Origin of the sequence: Pseudomonas sp. Marseille-Q5115 (assembly GCF_916618905.1) — a bacterium.
In the GTDB taxonomy this organism is placed as follows: Bacteria; Pseudomonadota; Gammaproteobacteria; order Pseudomonadales; family Pseudomonadaceae; genus Aquipseudomonas; species Aquipseudomonas japonica_A.
Map to the genome: position 1 here is coordinate 5,143,972 of NZ_CAKAKI010000001.1, position 20,630 is coordinate 5,164,601.

Genomic DNA, 20,630 nt, shown 5'->3' on the forward strand with positions numbered 1-20,630 from the left:
AACGTTATGGCCCGCGGGGTTAACAAAGTTATATTGGTCGGCACTTGCGGCCAGGATCCTGAAGTACGCTACCTGCCCAACGGCAACGCGGTGACCAACGTGAGCTTGGCCACCAGCGAGCAGTGGACCGACAAGCAGAGCGGCCAGAAGGTCGAGCGTACCGAATGGCACCGCGTGTCCCTGTTCGGTAAGGTTGCCGAAATCGCCGGTAACTACCTGCGTAAAGGCTCGCAGGTATACATCGAAGGCAAGCTGCAAACCCGCGAGTGGGAAAAAGACGGAATCAAGCGTTACACCACGGAAATCATCGTGGACATGCAAGGCACTATGCAGCTGCTGGGTGGCCGCCCGCAGGGTGACCAGCAAGGCGGTGGCGACTACAACCAAGCCCCGGCGCCTCGCCAACAGGCCCCACGCCCGCAGTCCCAGCCTCAGCAATCCCGCCCGGCGCCTCAGCAGCAGCCGGCACCACAGCCGTCGAATGACTTCGACAGCTTTGATGATGATATTCCGTTCTAAGTGTAAGCCCGCCGCACCCTCCAAACCGCAGCGTGACCCGCTGCGGTTTTTTATTGCGTTTACCTGGCGGTCCTATCGTCACCCTTGGCGAGTACCTAGTAGTTCGCGAATGTTTTCCACTACACCGTTATCCTTGATCACTTCCTGCAGCCAACCCTCCAAAGGCATATTGCCCCATTTGATTGCGCGCTCGATCAGATATGGGACGGGGCTGTGCGGCTCGGCGTGCTTGAAATATTGCGCCGCGTTTTCCAGCAGGGTAAAGGCTTCTTCGCGGTTGGTGGGGGTGGAGCGTAGGGAGGGCCGCGCTACGGCTTCGGTCTGACCTTTCGCAGGATCACAAACTGCTACCGTCGCTTCTACTCCGGAAATCGCCTCCGGTATCAGGTCCAAACCGCGTTCCTTGAGCAGGCGTTCCACAAGCTGGCCGGCGCGTTGAAGGCTTTCAGCAAGTGTGTTGAAGCGAGGGGCTTCGCTGCCGAACAGCATATCGACACAGCTTTGCAGTTGCTCACAGGCTTCCCTGCAAGCATTGATCTCCGCCGCTTTTAGCTGAAGATGTGCCGAATCGGTCAGCGCTACGGAACGCTGGAAAATATCGGCATTGATCTTGCCTTCATCGAGTGCTGCCTGCATGGCCTGCGGGTTCTGCAGAGCAAGGTTCTCTACTAGGCGGGATTCGTCATAGCGCAACAAACCGAACGCTTGCCCTTGGGTAACGGGTAATTCGCTGGCGACCAGGGCAAGCGTGTTGTTCAACCATGCCAAGCGAGCGGCCCGTTCCTCGAGGCCTCCATCCAATGGCGGGAATAGGCTTGGCCAGAAACGCTGCAATAGTTGTTGTGTCAGCTTGAGGCCGAAGGTGATGCCATCGAAATCATGGCTACGGGCCAAGGCTTCGCCCAGCCAAGCCGCCAGCATCAAGTCTTTGCTTCGCTGCACCAGGCCTTGGGTGGCCAGGGTAGTGACCAGTTCCCAATCCGAGGTCTTCAGGTCAGTTTGCCAGTCGCCTTGCGCGAGATAGTGAGGGTCCGCCCGCCGGGCTTCTTTTATTTGGTCGAGCAAATCCGAAAAGCTCAGGTCCTCGCCCGCGCCGCCTGCGATGGGTTCGATCAATTCAGCGAGGATAAATCTGTCAAGCATATCAGGCATAAGATGGTCCGCTTGAAAGAGGAACACCGTGACCACCATCAGCGGCACGGTGTTCACCTGTAGGCTGTTTCAGCAACCTACGCTAAACGCCACATGCTTCGGGGTAAGCGGAAGACGGTTCAAGTCGCCGGTCGTTACCCAAAGACGTGCACCCTCCATAGAGTCAAGCGGCCTTGCTATTAGCCTCGCGACTCCAGCCGCCAACGGTACCGCCGATAATATGGCCGGTTTGACGATTTTGCTGATAGTAAGTAGTGATGATGGAACCGAAGTTGAACGTGATCTGTTCGACAGGTAGGTCGCCGACTGCTTCATCCTCGCCGTCTTGAATGCCGCCAGCAATTGTCTTGAACGATGAAACAAGGACTTTGCTCAGCTCAATACTGAAATAGGTTTGTTTGTCTCCACCAGCACGGCACACGTTCAGCACGACGTTTTCAATGTGCACCCCGGCGCAGCAGGCTTCAAACAGCTTGGGCGATGCCTTGTCCACTACCTTGCGGATGGTGAAGTCACTCACCGCGACGCGCTGGGATGAAGCACCGCCCGAAGAGCTGGCGGTAGTCGACGTTGCTTGGGTAGCGCCGTACTCATAACCGAGCACTTCGATCCAGTCCTTGTGGTTTTTATCCAAAGCTTCCCCGGGGATACCGTCAATTTGGATGTAAGCGTCAAATGCCATTTTCTAACTTCTCCTTTGGTTGCATTCGAAAGCAGCGGACCTGATGCCCCGCGCGCTTTCCTTCACACCTTCCTGGGTTCGCCAAGAGAGGTTCTTGCCACGCCCGACCTCTTTTCATTAAGTGGGCGTTGTATACATTCCACTGGATACGTCTAGCGCGCGGACTTCGATCTCCACTCGGCGGTTCGGCTCGAGGCACTGGATCAACTGGGCGCGTGGTTGTTGCGGTTCGCAGTGCACCAACGGTTTTCCACTACCTTTGCCAACGGCAACCATTCGCTCCATAGGGACACCCTTGCCGGCCAGGTAAGTCTTGATGGTTTCCGCGCGCTGCAGGGACACCTGCAGGTTCGTATGCGGGTCACCTAACTGGTCGGCGTGGCCGGCGATGATGACCTTGTCCAGATTGGGGGTGTTGAGCAGCTTGCTGGCGATCGCACTTAATTGATTGTGACCCTGCCTTTTCAGGCTCTGGAAGTCGGCGCGGCCGAATGCGAACAAAGTGTCGGATTCCAGCGTGATCGTTTCGAGGGACCGCAGTGACTGGCTCAACAAACTGTCGATGTAGTTGCGGGCGCTCGAAATCAGGAACGCGTTGTCAACGATCCGCGGCACGTCCAGCTCACGGATCTGTTCGCTATAGAAAGCGATCTGACGGCTGGCGAATTCATAGTCAGTACGAATGTTCGCGCTGTTTCGCCTGGCGATGGCGGGGTACCAGTACTCCGGAATATGCTTATTCATGAAAGCTGGCTCCGCCTGCTCGCGCTGGGCAGGTGTCAGCATCATGTAGGTTGTCAGCATTGCCTTGCCGAACTCAGCCACCGATTGTGCCCGGTTGTCGGGCGGCAGCGCGGTGGGTTCCACGCTGTCCAGGCCAGTTATTGGGCCCACGCTTTTTGCCGTGCGTTGGTACACCTTGATGGTAGGTAACAAGGCGAGCGAGCGGCTGAGGTTATCCGCCGTCGGTTGCAGCATCACTTGCTCAAGCTGGGCGAAATAACCGTTTCGTAGCAAAACCTCTACGTTGTATCCCTGGTACAAGCCCATTCGCGATTCGAGCGGCACGCCAGCGTCGCGGTGCAGCACGTAGTAATACGCTGCCCAGGCACGCAAGCGGTCGAGTTGATGCCAACTGGTGTATTGCGCCTCTGTAGCATTGTCGTCTGTTACCGCCTGAGCGAGCTCCCCGGAGATAACCTCAAGGTTCTGTGTATTGCTCCACCATGCCCGGCCCCAAAGGCTGCAAACGATAATGGCGGCGACTATCGTGCCGGCGACCCAGGCAACCTTGCGCTTTTGTTCACTGCGATTGCAGGCATACAACCCGGCTAGGTGCCGGTCAGCGATGATGACATCACGAAACAGCCCTTCAACAAACAAGGGGCGGAGTTGGCGGGTGGCATTAGCGCTCCGAGGATCGCTGATCAGTGAGAAACGCTGAATTACCTGCTGGCTATGCGAACCCGTTTCCACAGTCTGCCCGGTTTCCAGCGCGCTGGTGAAATAAAAGCCTCGCACCAGTTCCGGCACCTGGTAGGGGTTAGCTCGCAAGAGGGCATCGACGAACGTTTCAAGGCGCGGCTTGAGTGCCGCCATCTCTAGCGGGAAACTGTAAGCAGCGGGGTCCCGGCGAGTGACTTGTACATCTTGCAGCGCCAATCTGTGGGCAGCGCTATGCCGCACATGCGCGATCAACTCGTCCATGGCCTGGCTGAATCGCACGCACCAGTCGGTGTGCTGGTATCCAAAGTGAGAGAAAGTCTTTCCCAGCGCTTTGTTGTGGGCAGTGGTCCGTTTTTCTTGGTAGAAGGATGTGAACCCGGGTATAGCGTCGCATTGAGTGAATATCAGGTAGAGAGGGAGGCGTGCCTCTAATAACCTCTGGGCTTCCTGAAGACGTTCACGCAGTTGCCTGGCGCTACGTACCTGCTCCTCTGCGCTGTCATGCAAGAGACTATGGATGCTTACCGCCATGATCACGCCATTGAGCGGTTGCCGCGGCCGCTGTTGACGCAACAGGCTCAACATGTTCCGCCATGCAGGTGCGGCATGCGGCTCGTTCATGAAGCGCCCTGCCGTGTCCAGCCAAACCCCTTCGGTGCTCAGCAGCACATTGCAGTTTCGCGTACCGCCTGCCTGTTCCCCATCGCACTCCTCATAGGGAAAGCTAAGCCCTGCCTGGGCCAGAAGCGTGCTCTTGCCTGCCCCCGGGTTTCCTATTACCAGATACCAGGGCAGTACGTCTGTGGCACCTCCACCGGCAATGCCAATGCGCCGCTCGCCACAATGCAGCAGGCGCTGACGTAGTTCATCCATCTGCGCATGGGCCTCACGGTCGCCATCAGGGGTGCCTGGGTCCTGGATATGAGGTAGCGCGCGCTCAAGAGCAGGTCGACGGCCAGCGCTTCGGTACAGCAGCACATACCCGATTGACAGCGACAAGAAAATCCCGATTCCGCTAAGCAGGCTATCGAGCGAGGCGAACCCCAAGGCACGGCCTAACCCCCATACCATGAAGGTACTAAGGAAGAAGCAGATGCCCGCAAGATAGGGCAGGTAGCGCAAACAGTAATACTTGTAGATGTTCATACAGGCTTCACACCTGGCCGGACGGCAAAGAGGGCCGGCGTGTCATGAAAAGGGCGGTTCGAATCCGGCTTCACTTGCTCGATCCCTCCGCCACGCTGAGGCTGCGCAGGTTCTTAACATTACTGAGGTCCGTCAGTTTCACCCCGCCGTAGTTGCGTACCACGAGGCTCACTGGGCCGTTAGCCGCAATCCAGCTCAAGCGCTGTCGAACGCCATCCAGGTCTGCCACGCGGGCACTGTCGGTCATACGTAGCAATCCCCAACGCCCGGGGTAATCGAACACGGTGATGCGTTCGCCGGCCAAGGTAATGGCCTCCAGCCGCGCGCCGGGCGAGGTGGTTGCTGCAGGCCAGGAAAAGCGGCTCCAGCTGGCCCTGCCGTTGCGGTAGTGCTGTACCTGGCCGTCCAGGGTAAGGAGGATGTCGGTGTAGTAAGGGGAGGGTTGCAGCATGATCTCGAAGCCGCTTTCGCGGTCCGACAGGCTGGCGATTACCTGGCCCACCGCGCTGGCGCTGTCGATATTGGAAACCAGGCCAGGGTTGACCAATGGCGCCGCCTTAGGGCTGGCAACGCCTAAGCCCTCGCCGCCCGCCAGGTTGCCGATTTCGTTGCGCTTGAAGGTAGGCAGCAGCCCTGTCTGGGGATCTACAAAACGCTGCAGGTCCTTAACCGAGGCTTCGTTGTCGCTGCCATTGGCGATCGGATATCGGTGGGCGAGTACATCGCCCCACGGTTTTGCGATCTGTTGCGCCCATGCCTTGTTGATTTGTTCGCTGGCCGGCCCGCGCACGGCTTCCCAGGCATAACGGATCGGCAAGGTGAACAAGCCTCGCAGCGCGCTGGATAACTCGCCTTGGCTGATATCCACGGTCGCCTCCACGTAATTGCGGACCGTAGTGATTTCCGATGGCTGCCCCTCAAGGGTTTCGCTGATAAGCCGTTTGCTGCTTTTGCCGACATCCTGGGAGCGATGGATATTGTTCAAACGCACCTTGAGCTTGCGCAGGGCCGCCAGGTAACGGTCCATGACCGTGCTGTCAGCGCCCTCCGCGTTTTCTGCGGTAAACAACCGGGCAATCGGTTCAAATTGCTTTGCCAGGCTGCCATCGTCCACCGCCGGCAGTGGCGAGATCGCCAGTGAGGGGGCTGCCTCCTGGGCCTCGAACAGGCCGCTGACCTTGTTCCAGAAACCGTCATTGGCAGGCAATCCAACCGGTACGGCGGGGTGGGGGACAGGGAGGTCCCATCGAGTATGTTCGTTTACTGCCGCCAGCAGGGCTTTGACGGGTGCGTTCTGCACGTCGCTGTGCAGCGATAGTCGGCTGATAGCGGTGGCCATGTCGCTGAACGGGCGCACGCTCACGCTGTTTATCAAGCGGTACCAGGCTTGGGCATAGTCACGCTTGTAGCGCGCCATGAACTCACGCACAAAATTGGCTTTGCGCACTACGTTGTCTCCAACGTCGCCGTCGAGTACCCAGTCCGTATCACTGTGAAGGTCGCTTGATACCAGCTTGATCAGCTCGGGCTTGACGAAAGTGTCCCAGCCTTGACGGGTGAACATGGCCGGAACAGGCACGCCACCGGCGAGTAGTGTTCTACCGGGGAGCGGCACCAGGTCCGCCAAGCCCAAGGCTGGGAACTGCCGGTTGGCTTCAAGCTGCAAGCGAAGGTACTCACGGTCTACCAGCGAGCCGGCAACCATCAAGCTCTTGAGGCGCTGCCGAGTTTCGTTCACCAGTTGATCATTCAGGGGCAAGCTGGGCGCTTGGCCAGCATTCATAAGTGCCAGGTAAATGGACGTGTTGGCGTGGATCGCCTGTTCGCTGAGTGGGTTCTGCTCCTTTGTCGTAAGGGCCCAGGCGGCGGGGAGCGCGGCGGCGACGAAACCTGCCTCCAGATGCGCCTGCGGTTTGGTCAGCAGCAGGTAAAGCTTCAATGCGTCATAGACACTGACCACGGCGTCTGCCTGAATGGGACCGCCTCGGTGCTCCAAGCGAGCAGCGAGTTCATTGAACTCACGCAGCTGTACTTGCAATCGCAGAACGATGGGCTCCAGCGCCTGGCGACGCAGTTGTCGCAGATAGGCCCCTCGTATTGACTCGGCAAGATCATCACTGTGGTAAGGGGCATCAGTGAGCCCTGGCTGGACGTCTTCGGCGCGGTGCTTTGCCAAGGCCGCGAACGCTGGGCGCAGGAGTTCCAACCCTTCCCCGGAAGCCAGCCGCTTCTCGCGGTCCGGAGCCAGTCGCAGGGTATCGAGTCGCAGATAGAACGCTTCCAGCCACTGACGATTGTTGGCGAAGGCCAGCCCCTGCCAAGCGATCACCGCCACACCGCTGGCCAATGCCAGACCAATGAGCGCCGGCTTCAGCCTGGGGGCACGGTTGGCGCGCCATCGGTGCAGCGCGAGGTCACGATCTGCAAAAAGCACACGGCGGAAGGTGTCGGTAATGAAGTAGCTGTGGCTGGTAGTCGGTCCGGTATCGGAGCCGGGGGACTCTGCAGCTTCGGGTGCTGCTCCCAGCGAGAACGTTTCGGCAATCCCCTCTTCATACACTGGGCGCAGTTGCTCGCTGGTTTGCAAAGCACTGGTGAAATACAGCCCGCGGACCAACAGCGGCATGGCCCGAGCGCCTGAACTGGTAAAGGGCTCGAGTAACTCTTGTAGCGCCACTGATAATTCAGCGAAGTAATTGGGAAAGTTAAGCAATGCACTGCTCACCTGCGCACCCAGGGCAGTGATCCGAGCATCCACATGGAGCTGAATATACTGCTGCAAGTTGACCAGTTCGGCGTTCAGCACTGCCTGCACATTGCGGTCCTGGAAGGCGTCCGCTTCGAATGTCATGCCTAGTGGCTTCACCCGCTGAACGCTGTCCAGCCCAGCGAACGCCTGAGCGAAGCCAGGGAGCGTGTCAGCCTTGCTTAGCATCAGGTAAATGGGTGGGCACACCTGCAAGCTGTCGGCGTAGCCCTCCACGCGGGCAACCAGCTGAGCCGCCAGCTCACGGCGCCCGGCGGTACTGGCGGTGAGTAGCTCAGGCAGGCTCACCACAAGCACAAGGCCCTTGATGGCCGCCTTGCCTCGCTGTTTTTCCAGCAGCCGTAGGAAGGCTCCAGATTCGATGGCCGATTGTTCGTCACACAGGTACCGGCTGGCGGTATCAATCATCACCGCCTCGGGGCTGAGGTACCAGTCGCAATGGGTAGTGCTGGAAGCGGCCTCCGAAAGGGATTCATGAGAGATGGCGCTATTGTGTTCCCCCATACCGTTAGCCAGGATCGCCGACAAACCCGAGCGGCTGAGCAGCGAGGTTTTGCCCGCACCGCTTCGACCAATTACCAAATACCACGGTAGTTCGCAGAGCACGTTGGAGCCTCCGCCCACAGAACGTTGGGCGCGCAACAGGGCCAAGGCGTGTTCGAGCCGGTCACGCAGGACCTGTTGGTCACGCAGGTGGCCACTGGAGACGAGCGAGCGATCCACCTGTCGTTGAAACAGGTTTTCCAGGTTATGTTCGGTGCGGATACGCCGGTATTGGCGTAGCACGATGAACAGCAGGTGTAAGGCGCTGAGGATCGCCAGTGCTTCGTAGGTATAAGGGCGCCAGGCGGGCACGCGTGCAAAGACCAGCCAGCAGGCCAACAGGCTGGCCGACCACACTAGCGCAGTGACGAACCAAAAGTTTTTCAAAAAACGGGGTAGTGTCTTCATGTCTTCCTGACTCGACGGCTCACTTACCGAACAGTTGATTGATCTGTTCGGCCAAGCGAGCAACGTCCTTGCTCAGCAGGTGCTCCAGGACCAGAAATACCGCTAGGCACACCAGGGCGATGAACGCCAGATACACCCACAGCGGCACTTCACGGCGAAGCACATGTGGTACTGGATCGGGCAGGGCCCAATCTGTCGAGAGTGTGGGAGAGGCGGGGCGATAGCGGGCAATGTCCTGACCCAAGGCATTGGCCAGGTAGCGCAGCTGGTCTTTCTCGCCAACGCTGAATTTCCCCTCGAACCCCAGCGCCAGGCAGAGGTGATATACCTCCAGCACCTCCAGGTTTTGCTGGATATCGGCCCGCAGCGCCTCGATTTTTTCGAAGAAGCCTTCACCAGCCAGGTGCACTTGGAAATAATGGAATTGCAGGGGACGGAGTTCGAAGTGGCGGCGCAACTCACTGTCCTCGGTGCGCAGCACGCTTTCGTCCAGAAATGCGCACAGCGCGTATTGCGTATCGCGAACCTGCTCGGCGCTGTAATGCGCCGCTCGGGCTTCACGCTCCATTTGGGTGAAGAATGCCTCGACACTGGCTGTGAAATCCGCGATGCAAGTCGCCTGCCGACCCTTGCGTACGATTAACGCCATGCTGATAAAGTCCTGGGTGAGGCTTTTCAAGCTGGGTTTGTCTGTTGTGGCCGTCACGGCCCCTTGCGCCACTGCTTCGGTCATTTGAGCACTGCCATCAATTCAAGCTTGAGGTTGGTCAAGGCGCTGGGTGCGTAGATCGAGACGGCTTGGGCTTCCAGCATTCGCTGGTACACCCGGCCATGAGGCTCGATGGCGAAGTAATGGTTATCCAGGCGTAATGGAATGGCGTTCGGTAGGCGCGAAGCGTGGCACAGCGAGGCACCTGGCATAGCGCTGTTGACTACTACCTCAATGTCTTCCGGAGAGCCCAGCTTGATGGCCCGCGGGACCAGTTCAAGCAAAGTGGAACCAGGCATGTCGGCATGCACGCACAAATAGAAACTTGCCTCGAGCAGGCGTGGGTCTGACAACCGCCCCTGCCAATACGAGCGCTTTGTCTGGTTCAACGGAATGACCACACACTGATCAGGAATCACGTTATCCAGCAGGCTGCGGACCATTTCGTCCAGGCGTGCGAGTGAAGCCCCCGGGTCGCGGTGGTCATAAAGCGGGATGGCACTCAGCGGCGTGCCCAGCGAGAACGTCAATAGCCCCCCAGCCAGTTCGGCCAGGAACTGGTACAACCTTTCGGGATGCAGGCGCGGATGAGCCAGGAGGTGGGCCAGGGCTGGATATGCCCGATTCACCGTATTAAGGAGCCAGAACAGGGAAACATCGCTGGCCCCGAACTCGGCGATCTGGTCCGCACGTTCGCGTCGGCGCCCGGAGAGTATTGTGCTCTTGGCCTGCAAGGCGCCGAGCAAGCGATTGCCCAGCTCCGGTAAACCAGCGTGGGCGTCGATGTGCAGTGCGGGGGGGATGAACCCCGCTTCTACGTTGAAGCCTCCTGTGCCGTTGCGGGACAGCATGGCGATCGGGCAATAGCTGTAGCCGTCCAGGTTATCGCCATCGGCCAGCATGGCAACGTTCAGGCGCAGGCTGGTGATCTCGTTTTCCAGGTCGCCTTCGTTCAGATCCGGCAAGGTATAGAACTGCTTGCGAAAACGTCGCCCCGCTTTTTGCTCGTGACCGTCTTCGAGGTAGTTGAGGCCGTAAGGCTCGCACAGCTTCAACGCCGCGTAGATCTTGAAGCCGTCACCCTTGGGCAGGCCCTTCAAGTCGCGGGCGCTTGGCAAGGGGTCGTGCCGCGGCGCGTCGAACAGACAGCCGTCGGGAAACACCAGCTTCAGTGCTTTCAACTGCAGCGACCCGGTAGCCAGCGCTTCTTCGTCGATCAGCAACCGCTGCACACCCCAATGGAAAGGCGTATGGCGTATGTTGGATTCGGCCAGCTGATGTTGGTGGAACTCATCCTGATATTGGAAATGCTGTGGCAGGAGAAACATTCCTTCGGACCACATCACGCGGCTGCGCTTGTTCATTCGATGCTTTCCAGCGGAGTTTTGGAGATAGACGTCAACGGACCTGCGGTATCTTGTAGTCCCGGTGACTTGAGGCTTTCGGCTGAGAGTTCGAGTGCCTTCGGTTTACCCAATACGTCGACGCCCCGCGTGGCCATCACTTCATTACGGTCCACCAATACCCGCATGCCGTTGCTGGAAAACAAAATGCCGTCCTTGCGCAGTGCGTTGGCGTCGAACGCAACTTTCCAGCGCTCATCCGCGTTCTCTCGGAAGAAGGCCGCTACACCCACATAGCGGGCGGTTTTGTTCAAAGGCCACCTGTCAACTTGGCCAAGACCGGGCAACACGGTCAGCTCATCGCTTTCGATCAGGCTATTGCCCAATACCTGATCCGGCGCATGCCATAAGCCGTCGGCACTGGCAGAAGCGAAGCGCTCAAGCGCCTTCAACTGGTACACGCGTAGCACTACCGATAGCGGTGCTCCAGTAGCATCCGGATTGAGCTGGTTTCCCCCGTCCGAAGTGAGCACTACCTGCTCGTTATCGGCATGGAGCATGTCGCCTGCCCAAGTGTCATTGACTTGCTTGCCTATCCGATCGCTAACCCCGCAGGCCATCAACCCACTAACCATCGTCAAGGCGCCGATGAACTTTGGGATAGCCGTGGCGTAGCCGGCCAGCCCCGCCAGCGCCTTGTTACTTGCAGTGATATCCATGACTACTTACCTATGGATGATTCGAATCAGGCCAAGTGGTAAGCGAAGTCGCCGTCGCTGCCTGGCTCGATACTCAGGTGGTGGATCGGTGCCGCCAGCGCCATGTGTTCCAGCAGTCGCTGGGCGAGGTCGGGCATTAGCGTTCCGGACAGGATGTTGTCGATGGCGCGTGCGCCGCTATCGACTTCGGTGCAACGTGCAGTGATGGCCTTTATCAGCCCCGGGCCATAGCTCAGAACGCCTTGATGATTACGGTTGAAGCGCTTCGCGATGCGCTGCATCTTCAACTCGACGATGCGTTCGAGCACGGCATCCTGAACGGGGTAATAGGGGACGACAGTCAAGCGGCCAAGAAATGGCGGCTTGAATACGTGATTGAGTTCGTTGCGCACGGCGTCCAGCAATTGAGCGGGCGTCGGGCGCTTGAGCGGATCGATGCAGGCTTGCGAGATATGCTCGGTACCCAAGTTGGAGGTGAGAAGGATAACGGTGTTTCGGAAGTTGATTTCCCGGCCTTCGCCATCATCAAGCACCCCTTTATCGAAGAGCTGGAAGAACAGCTCCAGTACGTCCGGGTGGGCTTTCTCCACTTCGTCGAGCAGCACTACGCTGTATGGCTTGCGCCGCACGGCCTCGGTCAGCACGCCGCCTTCCCCGTAACCCACGTAGCCTGGTGGGGAGCCCTTGAGGCTGGATACCATGTGCGCTTCTTGGTATTCAGACATGTTGATGGTGATGAGGTTACGTTCGCCGCCATACAGGATGTCGGCCAGCGCCAGCGCCGTCTCGGTCTTCCCTACCCCGCTGGGGCCAAGTAGCAGGAATACTCCAATGGGCTTGTTCGGATCCTCCATGCGGGCCCGAGAAATCTTGATGCGTTTGCTGATCTCTTGCAGAGCATGATCCTGCCCCAGCACGCGTTCGCCTAATAGGGCGGGCAATTGCTGAACCGTCTGGAGGTCATCGCGCAGCATCTTGCCCAGAGGAATACCGGTCCAGCCCGAGATCACTTCACCAATGATGTTGCCGTCCACCAGGGCGTGGACCAGCGGGCACTCGCCCTGCACGCTGGCCAACTCTGCCTTTACCGCTTCCAACGCTCGGGGATCACAGCGAGCTTGTGCACCAAGCGCGTTCAATTTACGTACGAGTTCAAGCTCCTGTTGCCATTGCTTTTCCAAGGCAGCGCAAGCCTGTCGTTCGCTTTGCTGCGTGGCTTCCAGGGCTAGGAGCCGCAGACCATGGTCGCTGCCCTTTGTGCTCTCCTGTTGGAGCACTGCTATTTCTGCCTCCAGATTATCCAGCCGGCGATTGCAGTCCTCCAGCGCCCAGGGTTGCGCCGCTTGGGCAAGGGCGACTCGTGCGCACGCTGTATCCAGCACGCTCACCGCTTTGTCCGGTAACTGACGCCCGGTGATATAGCGGTTCGATAAGCGAACGGCTTGCACGAGGGCTTCGTCCATGATCGTGACCTTGTGATGTTCCTGCATCTTGGTCAGTAAGCCGCGCAGCATATGCACAGCGCTATCTTCGTCAGGCTCCTCGACCTTGACCACTTGGAAACGCCGGGCAAGGGCGGCATCCTTCTCGAAGTACTTTTTGTATTCCGCCCAGGTAGTGGCGGCGATGGTGCGTAACTCGCCCCTGGCCAGTGCCGGTTTGAGCAGATTGGCAGCATCGTTCTGCCCAGCTTGGCCACCGGCTCCTATCAGGGTGTGAGCCTCATCGATAAACAGGATGATGGGGTGCAGGCTCCGCTTGGTTTCTTCGATCACGCTTTTGAGGCGGTTCTCGAATTCACCCTTCACCCCGGCACCTGCCTGGAGCAATCCCAGGTCCAGGGTATGGATGGCAACGTCCTTGAGCACAGCGGGCACTTCGCTTCTGGCGATGCGTAGCGCCAGGCCCTCAACGACGGCGGTTTTGCCGACGCCAGCTTCTCCGGTCAAAATGGGATTGTTCTGACGGCGGCGGGTCAGGATGTCGACTATTTGCCGCACCTCAAGCTCGCGCCCCAGTACAGGGTCAATCCCGCCTGCCCGGGCTCGCTCGGTGAGATTGATGGTGTACTGGTCGAGCGCTGGAGTTTTGCCGTTACCTTTAAGCGAGACGTCGGCCCCGGGTTCCTGGCTCTCCGCGCCAGCGACCATCAAGGCAGCCAGGTTTGCCCGAAGATCATCCACATTGATGTCGCTGAGCACCGGAGCCGAAGCCAGTAGTATCTGCTGCAATTGCGCATCGGACAGCACCGCAAGCAGAAGATGGGCGGTGCGGATTCGAGCCTGGCTGAATTCGATGGACGCGAGCAACCAGGCCTGTTCGATCATTCGCGTCAGCCGGGAGGATAATGCTGGCGTGCGGGTATTACCGACTTTGAAGGTGCCCAAGGTAACCAGTAACTGCGCCTGCAAGCGTTCCGGCAAGATGTCGTAACGGCGCAGTATGGCGGGAAGGTCATTGTCGTCGCGTTCGAGCAATTGCAGCAGCAGGTGCTCCACCTCCACATCGTAGTGGCGTTCGGAAAGGCACAGCGCTGCGGCGCTTTCGGTGGCGCGTCGAGCGGTGTCGTTCAGCTTGGCGAACAGGGACTTCAGGTTCACAGAGACACCCCATCGAAAGGAATGTTAAAGATGGCGCAACGGTCAGGTTCGATCGCCACCCCAGAGCGCTTGAGCCAGCCGAGCCAGCCAAGGGCAACATTGCCTTGGCGGCCGAGGCGCGCAGATGGCACCGCTTCACGCTTTAGCCGGGGGGCGAACTGGAAGTCCAGTTCCGCGCCCACATAAAAGCGGACCAGCTCCACCAGCTTGCGGTAGTCGGGCGTATTCGGTTGGAAGCGTTGGTAATCGGCCAGCGCCAACGGAGCGGTTTCGATACGCACGCAGGATTGGTAATCCCATACACGCCAGCCAGCGAGGGCGTTCTGTCCTAGTACCGCATTTCTGCGGCCAAGCTGAGTGCATTGGCTCGCGTCGAGTTTCAACCAACGGCCAGCGAAGGGCTTGACCTGGAACGGCAAGGAGAACCAGAAGCCAAGGATGGCCCTTAGATTGAGGGCGTTACGCGGCTTCTGGGTAAACATTCCTGAGAAATAGCTAAATAGCTCGCATCGCAGGGACGTGCTCTTCCCTTCGAGTTTTCGTTGCTGGGCTACCGGACTGAACCCCGCCAGGTTGAGCAAGTAGCGATCAAATGCCGAACGGCCGTCGCGCTCGTATTCGATGTGGAACTTGTATTTCTGCCAGGCTTCGTAAAACAACGAAGTCAGCCGGTGCGTGAACAGGTCGAGGAACGCATGGGCCGCGTCGTCGCGGTGCTGGATATGCCGCTCCATCAGCAATTCGGTATAAGGCCGCGGTAATACGCCGGAAGGGCCGACCAAACCCATGAACGTCACCTGCACTTCGGGCCGCGGCAGGCCTACGGAAGACGACAGAGCGTCTGGATCAAAGCGCAGGTCGCTTACTTCACTCGCAGGGAAGTTGAGCGATAAAAGCGAGCGGAACCGCAACGGGTCATCGTTCCGACGGGCTTGCGGATCAATGCGCTCCATTCGGCCGTAATGCAGGCGCAGCAAGCGCACCAGCTGAAAGAACTCAAACTGGTGCGGTTCCGCCTTGGCCTGGTCAATCAGACCAAGGGTTGATCGCCGGTTCGGGCTGGCCATTGGACCACTCTCTTTTCACGTTGCAGGGTACGTAGCGTCAACTGGGTGAAACTGTTCACGTTGCAGTACTGGCCAAAGAAACGGTCCAGCACCCTGCCGAGCAGGAACACGCCGCTACCGGTGTATTGGCTTTCATCAAAGGTTAGAGTGATGCCCACTCCACGAACGAAGCTGGGGCGTGGATGGCCGATAAGTGCCACTACGGGTTCACTGTCCACCGCCGCAATGCCATTGATCTGTTTACGAACGGCTGAAGCGTTGCGGTAGTTGTACAGCGACAACAGCTCAAGCAGCAGATCGCGGCCGTGGCTTACCAATGACATATGGTTAAGAGACAAATGGGCGACAAGACGCCAGATCAGCCCATTGCCCAGCGGTACTCGGACTGCCGAGGTGGGTTTTCGCAGGCAGCGAATGTGCGATACGACCGAGTTGAAAGGAATCTTGAAATCCCCGCCCTCGGTGCCGAATGGCAGCAGCGCGGGAAGGTCGCGATTACTGCAGGTCAGGCGCAGGCTGAGCGCATCGCTGCTGGCACTGAGCAGCTCCAGGTCCTGATCCACTACTCGAATGAACATATCGGTGCCCTCGCACCGATGTACCGTCGTCGGGCGCCTTCGAGCAACCCAGTAGCTGGTGTTCGGACCACGTTCACCACGTGGCTCGAAGAAGGAATGGCAAGTGTCGACCTGCTCCGTCTCCCCAACCCTCTTGATACGCCGCACGCGATCGATGGATACCACCTCTGCGGCACTCTGGAGACGTACATCCGGCTTCACCGGATATTCGTGCTGGGTATGAGTCAGCTTGATAGGTTCGGCCTGCTGCTGGAACAGATTGATGATGGGCGTGCAGTTGAGCTTGAAATTGTTCCGGCCCAAGTTTTGAGCGAGCCTCGCCAGACGGTCGCCGAGGTCGTATTCCGAGAAGTAACAATTGACCTCTACCCCCTTCAGTGCTTTCCCCGCCAACCTATCGAAACCACCTAAGTCGAAGAACATGAACTTGTCGGGGTATGTGAAGTATTCATGTAGAAGCCGATAACCCAGGAAAGAGCGCTCGGAGTAGTCCACCAAGCCCTCATCCAATCCGTAACCTACGGGCCTCAGGGCATCTAGAGGCAAGGCGACCTCCTGGCGGTGACCCTGATCCTCATAAGCAAGAGTGATCTTGGCCAGGTTGTTGAACAGCAGTTCGTACAACTGCTGCATCAGTGAATTTTCGCCGTCGAGAAAAAACCTCATTTGTGTTAGTGGCAACTGGCCCAGAAGCGTGTCGGATGTAGCCACAAGGCTCAGGCACAAGTGAGCAATCAGGTCGGCACTGTGCCCGTTGAACGCCGAGCGCTCCAGCTCCACGAAAGTGGCTTGGGACACGGACACTGGCCAGAGCTCAACTGCATAGCAAGTGCGAAACTTGCACACCACCTTATCTATCGGGTTGGCGTGTAATTCCGTATGTCGTTCGATTCGGTAGCCTTCGGTGACTTTCTCTACGGTGCCGAGATTTATCTGTGCGATGGAAATGGAAGGCGTGGGGCGCAGGTAATGGGGGTATAGGACCTCGAGAAATGATTCGACGATTTCCGGAAACTCGTCGTCCAGCTTTTTGTGCACCCGCGCCGATAGGAAGGAGAAGGCCTGGATCAGCCGTTCGGTGTGAGGGTCTTCACAACTATCGCCCTGGATCAACAACCGGGAGGCGATTTTCGGGTACTGGCTCGCGAACTCCTGGCCGAGAAAACGCAGGTGCGAAAGTTCTTTTTCGTAGTAGGGGAGCAGATCGTCGAGCATCAGTTGAGGTTTTGCACTTTGTATTCTTGAGTATTGACCTGTAGCACCGCATCGAAAGACACCTGCCTGGAAACGTCCTGCAGGCGCAGCACGGCGTCTACGCGGAACGTGAGCATGCGCCGGCTCGCTTGTTGCGCGAGCAATTGCACCTTCACGCTGCTGAACCGGCGGTCCCCGAGGCTGATGGCTCTCTCCAGTTGCTGCTGGATAACCAAACGATCTTGGGGATCAAGTACGCTTTTGCTGATGAAGTCTGGCATCCCGTATTCGAGGATGGTCCCAGTTAGCTGAGGAAAATTTTTCAATTCATCAGCGGCCAGGGATTGGCGCGTGTTCACCAGGATTTCGAGGTCACGCACTACGCTGGCTTTATAGTCGGCAAGCGAACACAAACGTTGTGAAGCCGTTTCGCCAGCCAGCTGGGGATTGTCGTCCAGCAGCCGATCCAGCAGGGATGGCAATAGCTTATATTGACTACTCATGGTGCCTTCCTGGCAGTGGTCATGTTCAGCCGCGGGTCGATTGCGGCAGCTCGGCTACCAACCGCAAGGATGCAGTCAACTCATCCAATTGGTAATGCGGTCGCAGGTACGTCACAGCCTTGTACACGCCTGGCTTGCCAGGGACTTCAGCCACTTCGGCACGCGCTTCGCGCAGTGGAAACTTGGCCTTGGCTTCCTGGCTGGCGGTGTCATCCAGCAGCACGTAGTTGGCCAGCCACTTATTCAAGAAGAGCTCGACATCCTTGCGCGAGGCGAAGCTGCCGACCTTGTCCCGCATAATGGCTTTCATGTAGTGGGCAATACGCGACGTAGCGAAGATGTATTGCAATTGCGCGGAAAGCCGTGCGTTCGCATTAGCAATGTCCGTGTTGTAGTGCTTCTGTTTCTGTGCCGACTGGGTGCCAAAGAACGCTGCATAGTCGGTGCCCTTGCAGTGCACCAATGGGATGAAACCCAAGTCGGAAAGCTCTTTTTCACGGCGGTCGGTAATCGCGATTTCAGTGGGGCACTTGAGCGCGATCTCGCCGTCGTCCGTCTTGAAGGCGTGAGTCGGCAAACCCTCGACCAAACCTCCGCCTTCCACCCCGCGAATGGCAACGCACCAGCCGTAACGGGAGAAGGCGCTGGTTACTCGGGTGCCCAGCGCATAGGCCGCGTTCATCCACAAGTATTTGCCGTGGTCTCGACCATCGACGCTTTCAACGAAGTTGAATTCTTCGACCGGGGTGGTCTCCGGCCCGTAGGGCAGGCGGCCGAGCACATGGGGTAGTGTCAAGCCTACATAGCGGGAGTCCTCCGAAGTGCGGAAAGACTTCCACTTGGTGTACTCGACCGTATCGAAGACCTTCGCCAAGTCCCGCGGGCCAGACATGTCTACAAACGAATCCCATCCAAATAGCTCCGGCGATGCCGCCGAGATAAAAGGCGCGTGGGCTGCGGCAGCTACATGGGAAATCTCTTCGAGGAGATACATGTCCTCTGGGCTGCGGCTGAATTCATAATCCCCCAGCAACATACCGAAGGGCGCACCACCGAACGTGCCGTATTCCTCTTCGTAAATTTTCTTGAACAGTGCACTCTGATCGAATTCGGAGGCCGATTTGAGATCACGCACCAGGTCTTTCTTCGAGGCGTTCAGCAAGTGCACCTTTAATGTGGTGCTGGTCTCGGTCTGGTCCACGAGGTACTTCATGCCTCGCCAGGAGGCTTCCAGTCGCTGGAATTCCTGTGAGTGCATGATCTCGTTCATCTGCTCGGACAGCATCGCGTCAATCTCGGCGATCCGCGCATCCAGCACCGCGATCAAATCCTTGTTGGGGGTGAGTTCGCCTTCCAGGACCTGTCCGACAAGCTCGCCAATGAGATCCCGGGTACGGCTACGCTCGGTGTCGGACCGGGCCACACGGCTTTCGGAAATAATGCTGTCCAGGAGGGACGAATTGGGCACGAACAGTTGGGCCGAGACAAAAGTTGTGTCCTGTTCGCTCATGTCTGGTTTGTCGTTCATGGTCATGCTCCTGCTGGCTCGCCATCAACGGCCGCTCTGCCGAATTCCTGGCCAAGCTCCTTGAGTTTCTCGGTGTTTTGCAGCACGTCCATCAGCAGCTCTTCCAGCTTGTCGTTGCCGCCCATCTTGTTGCGCAGGTCTGCCAGCTTGTTTCGCACTTCAAGCAATTTTCGCAAGGGCTCGACTTGCTTGACCAAATTCTGCGGCTCGAAGTCTTCCATGCGATTGAAGTTGAGCTCTACCCCTAGTTGGCTCCCATCCTTGGCCAATGTATTTTCCACCCTATAGCTCAGGCGCGGCTTGATGCCCTTTAGCACACCGTTGAAGTTGTCGCGGTCGATGTAAACGAATTTCCGGTCTTTCAACTTCGGTAATGCTTCAAGCGGCTTTCCGCAGAAATCACCCAGCACGCCCACAACGAATGGCAGCTCTTTCTTCTCCTGAGCGTCACCGATATCCACGTCGTACGTGATATGTACCCTAGGGGCACGAACACGGTTGAGCTTGTGTTGGGTACTTTCCTTCTTCGCCATCGTCATCTCCAATGCGAGCAAGTCGCTGCAAATCGTTTGCTGGTCGGTCCTGGGCGCCGAGTGGGTTAGAGCCTTCATCAGGAGCATGGCGCGCCGCCGAGCTTCCGTTCAAGTTAAGATAATTTTGGCATCCACTATCTTGTGCCTCTTGCAAGGAGGCGCATCTTTCCCTGTGAAGCGACTGATTGCAACCCCTGTCTTTTTGCCATCTTCGTTTAATAACGCTCAGCTCGCTTTGCTGAAATCCGCGAACTAAGGGCTCTGCAGCAAGATTGGCAGATCTAAAAGGCCAGGTAGAAAATTTGTAAGCAAAAGTGGCTCTGTAGGAAACGAGGAGGATTCGATGCTTAGTTTTTGGACATATCCAACATTGTTCGAAGTTGTAAAGCTTTTTGCCTAATGGTAAATAATTATTTCAAGATAGTGCATAAGGCGAATACGATCAGAGTAGGGCGCTTGCCAGCAATTACGGGCTCTTCCGTAGGCGGGCCCGGTTGCCTGCTTTAACGTGCATATGCTCGCGCGATTACTACAACTTTATCGCTGGATCCAGAATTGACTCCCTTCCAAGTGACGGTATCGTTTGTCCCTTCAAGCCAAGGGGCAGGACGCCCGGTGCCGCTTGCCCGCGACCCCGTACGAAACGGGTGCGGCAGTTCGGTCCTTCAAGTTTCAGGGAGATCAGCATGAGCCGGGCTCGTCACATCATTTTCGCCGCTCGCTCCGGGGTATGCCGCCATGGTTGACCGGAGATTTGTGTGCACCGCAGCCAACCCCTACGGCGGTGACCGTAAGCCCGGCATGCTTGGCTCTGGTTACGCACCCTTCACCAGCGACATTGGTATGCGAGCATTCCCCAGCCTGGCCCGGCTGGGCGGCTTCTATGAAGTGGACGACCCTTTCCGGTCGTCGCTCGCCACTTCCTGCCTGGCTATCCACGGCCCGCGACAGGCAATCGTGGTTGGGCGGAGAGGTGAGGAGATCTACACCGACGAGCTGGTTCGGGTGAGCGATTAACTTTCCATGATCCGTACCAGTATCTACGACCGTCTGTCCCAGCCAGCCCCTTTCGCTACGGATTCACATCCGCAGCCAGCCGTGTCACCGGAACCCGTGTCACCAAGGGTGAGCAAGCCGAGCGCAGTCGCCCTTAGCGATGCCCCGAGCATTTTCACTTTTGGAGCTTTCACGTT

Annotated in this window: 15 protein-coding genes; 2 read left to right on the plus strand and 13 right to left on the minus strand. The window is 58.0% G+C overall.

Annotated features, from left to right (window positions below):
* Positions 1-6 precede the first annotated feature (6 nt).
* Complete coding sequence (locus LG385_RS23680; protein WP_225776119.1) at positions 7-519, plus strand: single-stranded DNA-binding protein; 513 nt, start codon at positions 7-9, stop codon at positions 517-519.
* Positions 520-597: 78 nt separating this feature from the next.
* Here the strand turns inward: LG385_RS23680 and tssA are convergent, their stop codons facing one another.
* From tssA to tssB, 13 genes are all read right to left on the minus strand, one after another.
* The gene (tssA, locus tag LG385_RS23685; RefSeq protein ID WP_225776120.1) at positions 598-1,671 is read right to left on the minus strand and encodes a type VI secretion system protein TssA; all 1,074 of its coding nucleotides are present in this window, start codon (positions 1,669-1,671) and stop codon (positions 598-600) included.
* A 163-nt stretch (positions 1,672-1,834) separates the two neighbouring features.
* Positions 1,835-2,353, minus strand: coding sequence for a type VI secretion system tube protein Hcp (locus LG385_RS23690; RefSeq protein ID WP_318781418.1), 519 nt, complete (start codon positions 2,351-2,353; stop codon positions 1,835-1,837).
* 117 nt (positions 2,354-2,470) lie between these two features.
* A complete protein-coding gene (locus tag LG385_RS23695) occupies positions 2,471-4,945 on the minus strand; it encodes a type VI secretion protein IcmF/TssM N-terminal domain-containing protein (protein WP_225776121.1) in 2,475 nt (824 codons plus the stop codon).
* A gap of 70 nt (positions 4,946-5,015) precedes the next feature.
* Positions 5,016-8,663, minus strand: a complete 3,648-nt coding sequence (gene tssM, locus LG385_RS23700; RefSeq protein ID WP_225776122.1) for a type VI secretion system membrane subunit TssM — start codon at positions 8,661-8,663, stop codon at positions 5,016-5,018.
* A 19-nt stretch (positions 8,664-8,682) separates the two neighbouring features.
* On the minus strand, positions 8,683-9,396 hold the full coding sequence (gene icmH, locus LG385_RS23705) for a type IVB secretion system protein IcmH/DotU (RefSeq protein ID WP_225776123.1): 714 nt from the start codon (positions 9,394-9,396) through the stop codon (positions 8,683-8,685).
* Complete coding sequence (tssK, locus tag LG385_RS23710; RefSeq protein ID WP_225776124.1) at positions 9,393-10,736, minus strand: type VI secretion system baseplate subunit TssK; 1,344 nt, start codon at positions 10,734-10,736, stop codon at positions 9,393-9,395. The genes icmH and tssK overlap by 4 nt, the downstream gene beginning before the upstream one ends.
* Entirely contained in the window at positions 10,733-11,350 is a 618-nt protein-coding gene (gene tssJ / locus LG385_RS23715) for a type VI secretion system lipoprotein TssJ (RefSeq protein ID WP_413247392.1), read from the minus strand. The genes tssK and tssJ overlap by 4 nt, the downstream gene beginning before the upstream one ends.
* A gap of 110 nt (positions 11,351-11,460) precedes the next feature.
* Positions 11,461-14,034: a type VI secretion system ATPase TssH gene (gene tssH, locus LG385_RS23720; protein WP_225776126.1), complete on the minus strand. Its 2,574-nt coding sequence runs from the start codon at positions 14,032-14,034 to the stop codon at positions 11,461-11,463.
* Positions 14,031-15,101 carry a type VI secretion system baseplate subunit TssG gene (gene tssG, locus LG385_RS23725; protein ID WP_225776127.1) on the minus strand — a complete coding sequence of 357 codons (1,071 nt, stop codon included), beginning with the start codon at positions 15,099-15,101 and terminating at the stop codon, positions 14,031-14,033. Before tssG ends, tssH begins: the two co-directional genes overlap by 4 nt.
* Positions 15,065-16,894: a type VI secretion system baseplate subunit TssF gene (gene tssF, locus LG385_RS23730; protein ID WP_225776128.1), complete on the minus strand. Its 1,830-nt coding sequence runs from the start codon at positions 16,892-16,894 to the stop codon at positions 15,065-15,067. The genes tssG and tssF overlap by 37 nt, the downstream gene beginning before the upstream one ends.
* On the minus strand, positions 16,894-17,376 hold the full coding sequence (tssE, locus tag LG385_RS23735; RefSeq protein ID WP_225776129.1) for a type VI secretion system baseplate subunit TssE: 483 nt from the start codon (positions 17,374-17,376) through the stop codon (positions 16,894-16,896). Before tssE ends, tssF begins: the two co-directional genes overlap by 1 nt.
* A gap of 25 nt (positions 17,377-17,401) precedes the next feature.
* The gene (gene tssC / locus LG385_RS23740) at positions 17,402-18,886 is read right to left on the minus strand and encodes a type VI secretion system contractile sheath large subunit (protein WP_225776306.1); all 1,485 of its coding nucleotides are present in this window, start codon (positions 18,884-18,886) and stop codon (positions 17,402-17,404) included.
* A gap of 20 nt (positions 18,887-18,906) precedes the next feature.
* Positions 18,907-19,437 (minus strand): type VI secretion system contractile sheath small subunit, encoded by a 531-nt coding sequence (gene tssB / locus LG385_RS23745; RefSeq protein ID WP_225776307.1) that lies wholly within the window; start codon positions 19,435-19,437, stop codon positions 18,907-18,909.
* 738 nt (positions 19,438-20,175) lie between these two features.
* Here tssB and LG385_RS23750 point away from each other — a divergent pair.
* Complete coding sequence (locus LG385_RS23750; RefSeq protein ID WP_225776130.1) at positions 20,176-20,454, plus strand: hypothetical protein; 279 nt, start codon at positions 20,176-20,178, stop codon at positions 20,452-20,454.
* Positions 20,455-20,630: the final 176 nt, after the last annotated feature.

Coding starts and splice junctions, on each gene's coding strand:
- tssF (WP_225776128.1), bottom strand. CDS start 16,894: ATGCTCGACGATCTGCTCCCCTACTACGAAAAAGAACTTTCGCACCTG.
- tssA (WP_225776120.1), bottom strand. CDS start 1,671: ATGCCTGATATGCTTGACAGATTTATCCTCGCTGAATTGATCGAACCC.
- tssJ (WP_413247392.1), bottom strand. CDS start 11,350: ATGGTTAGTGGGTTGATGGCCTGCGGGGTTAGCGATCGGATAGGCAAG.
- icmH (WP_225776123.1), bottom strand. CDS start 9,396: ATGACCGAAGCAGTGGCGCAAGGGGCCGTGACGGCCACAACAGACAAA.
- LG385_RS23680 (WP_225776119.1), top strand. CDS start 7: ATGGCCCGCGGGGTTAACAAAGTTATATTGGTCGGCACTTGCGGCCAG.
- LG385_RS23750 (WP_225776130.1), top strand. CDS start 20,176: ATGGTTGACCGGAGATTTGTGTGCACCGCAGCCAACCCCTACGGCGGT.
- tssE (WP_225776129.1), bottom strand. CDS start 17,376: ATGAGTAGTCAATATAAGCTATTGCCATCCCTGCTGGATCGGCTGCTG.
- tssK (WP_225776124.1), bottom strand. CDS start 10,736: ATGAACAAGCGCAGCCGCGTGATGTGGTCCGAAGGAATGTTTCTCCTG.
- tssG (WP_225776127.1), bottom strand. CDS start 15,101: ATGGCCAGCCCGAACCGGCGATCAACCCTTGGTCTGATTGACCAGGCC.
- tssC (WP_225776306.1), bottom strand. CDS start 18,886: ATGAGCGAACAGGACACAACTTTTGTCTCGGCCCAACTGTTCGTGCCC.
- LG385_RS23695 (WP_225776121.1), bottom strand. CDS start 4,945: ATGAACATCTACAAGTATTACTGTTTGCGCTACCTGCCCTATCTTGCG.
- tssM (WP_225776122.1), bottom strand. CDS start 8,663: ATGAAGACACTACCCCGTTTTTTGAAAAACTTTTGGTTCGTCACTGCG.
- LG385_RS23690 (WP_318781418.1), bottom strand. CDS start 2,353: ATGGCATTTGACGCTTACATCCAAATTGACGGTATCCCCGGGGAAGCT.
- tssB (WP_225776307.1), bottom strand. CDS start 19,437: ATGGCGAAGAAGGAAAGTACCCAACACAAGCTCAACCGTGTTCGTGCC.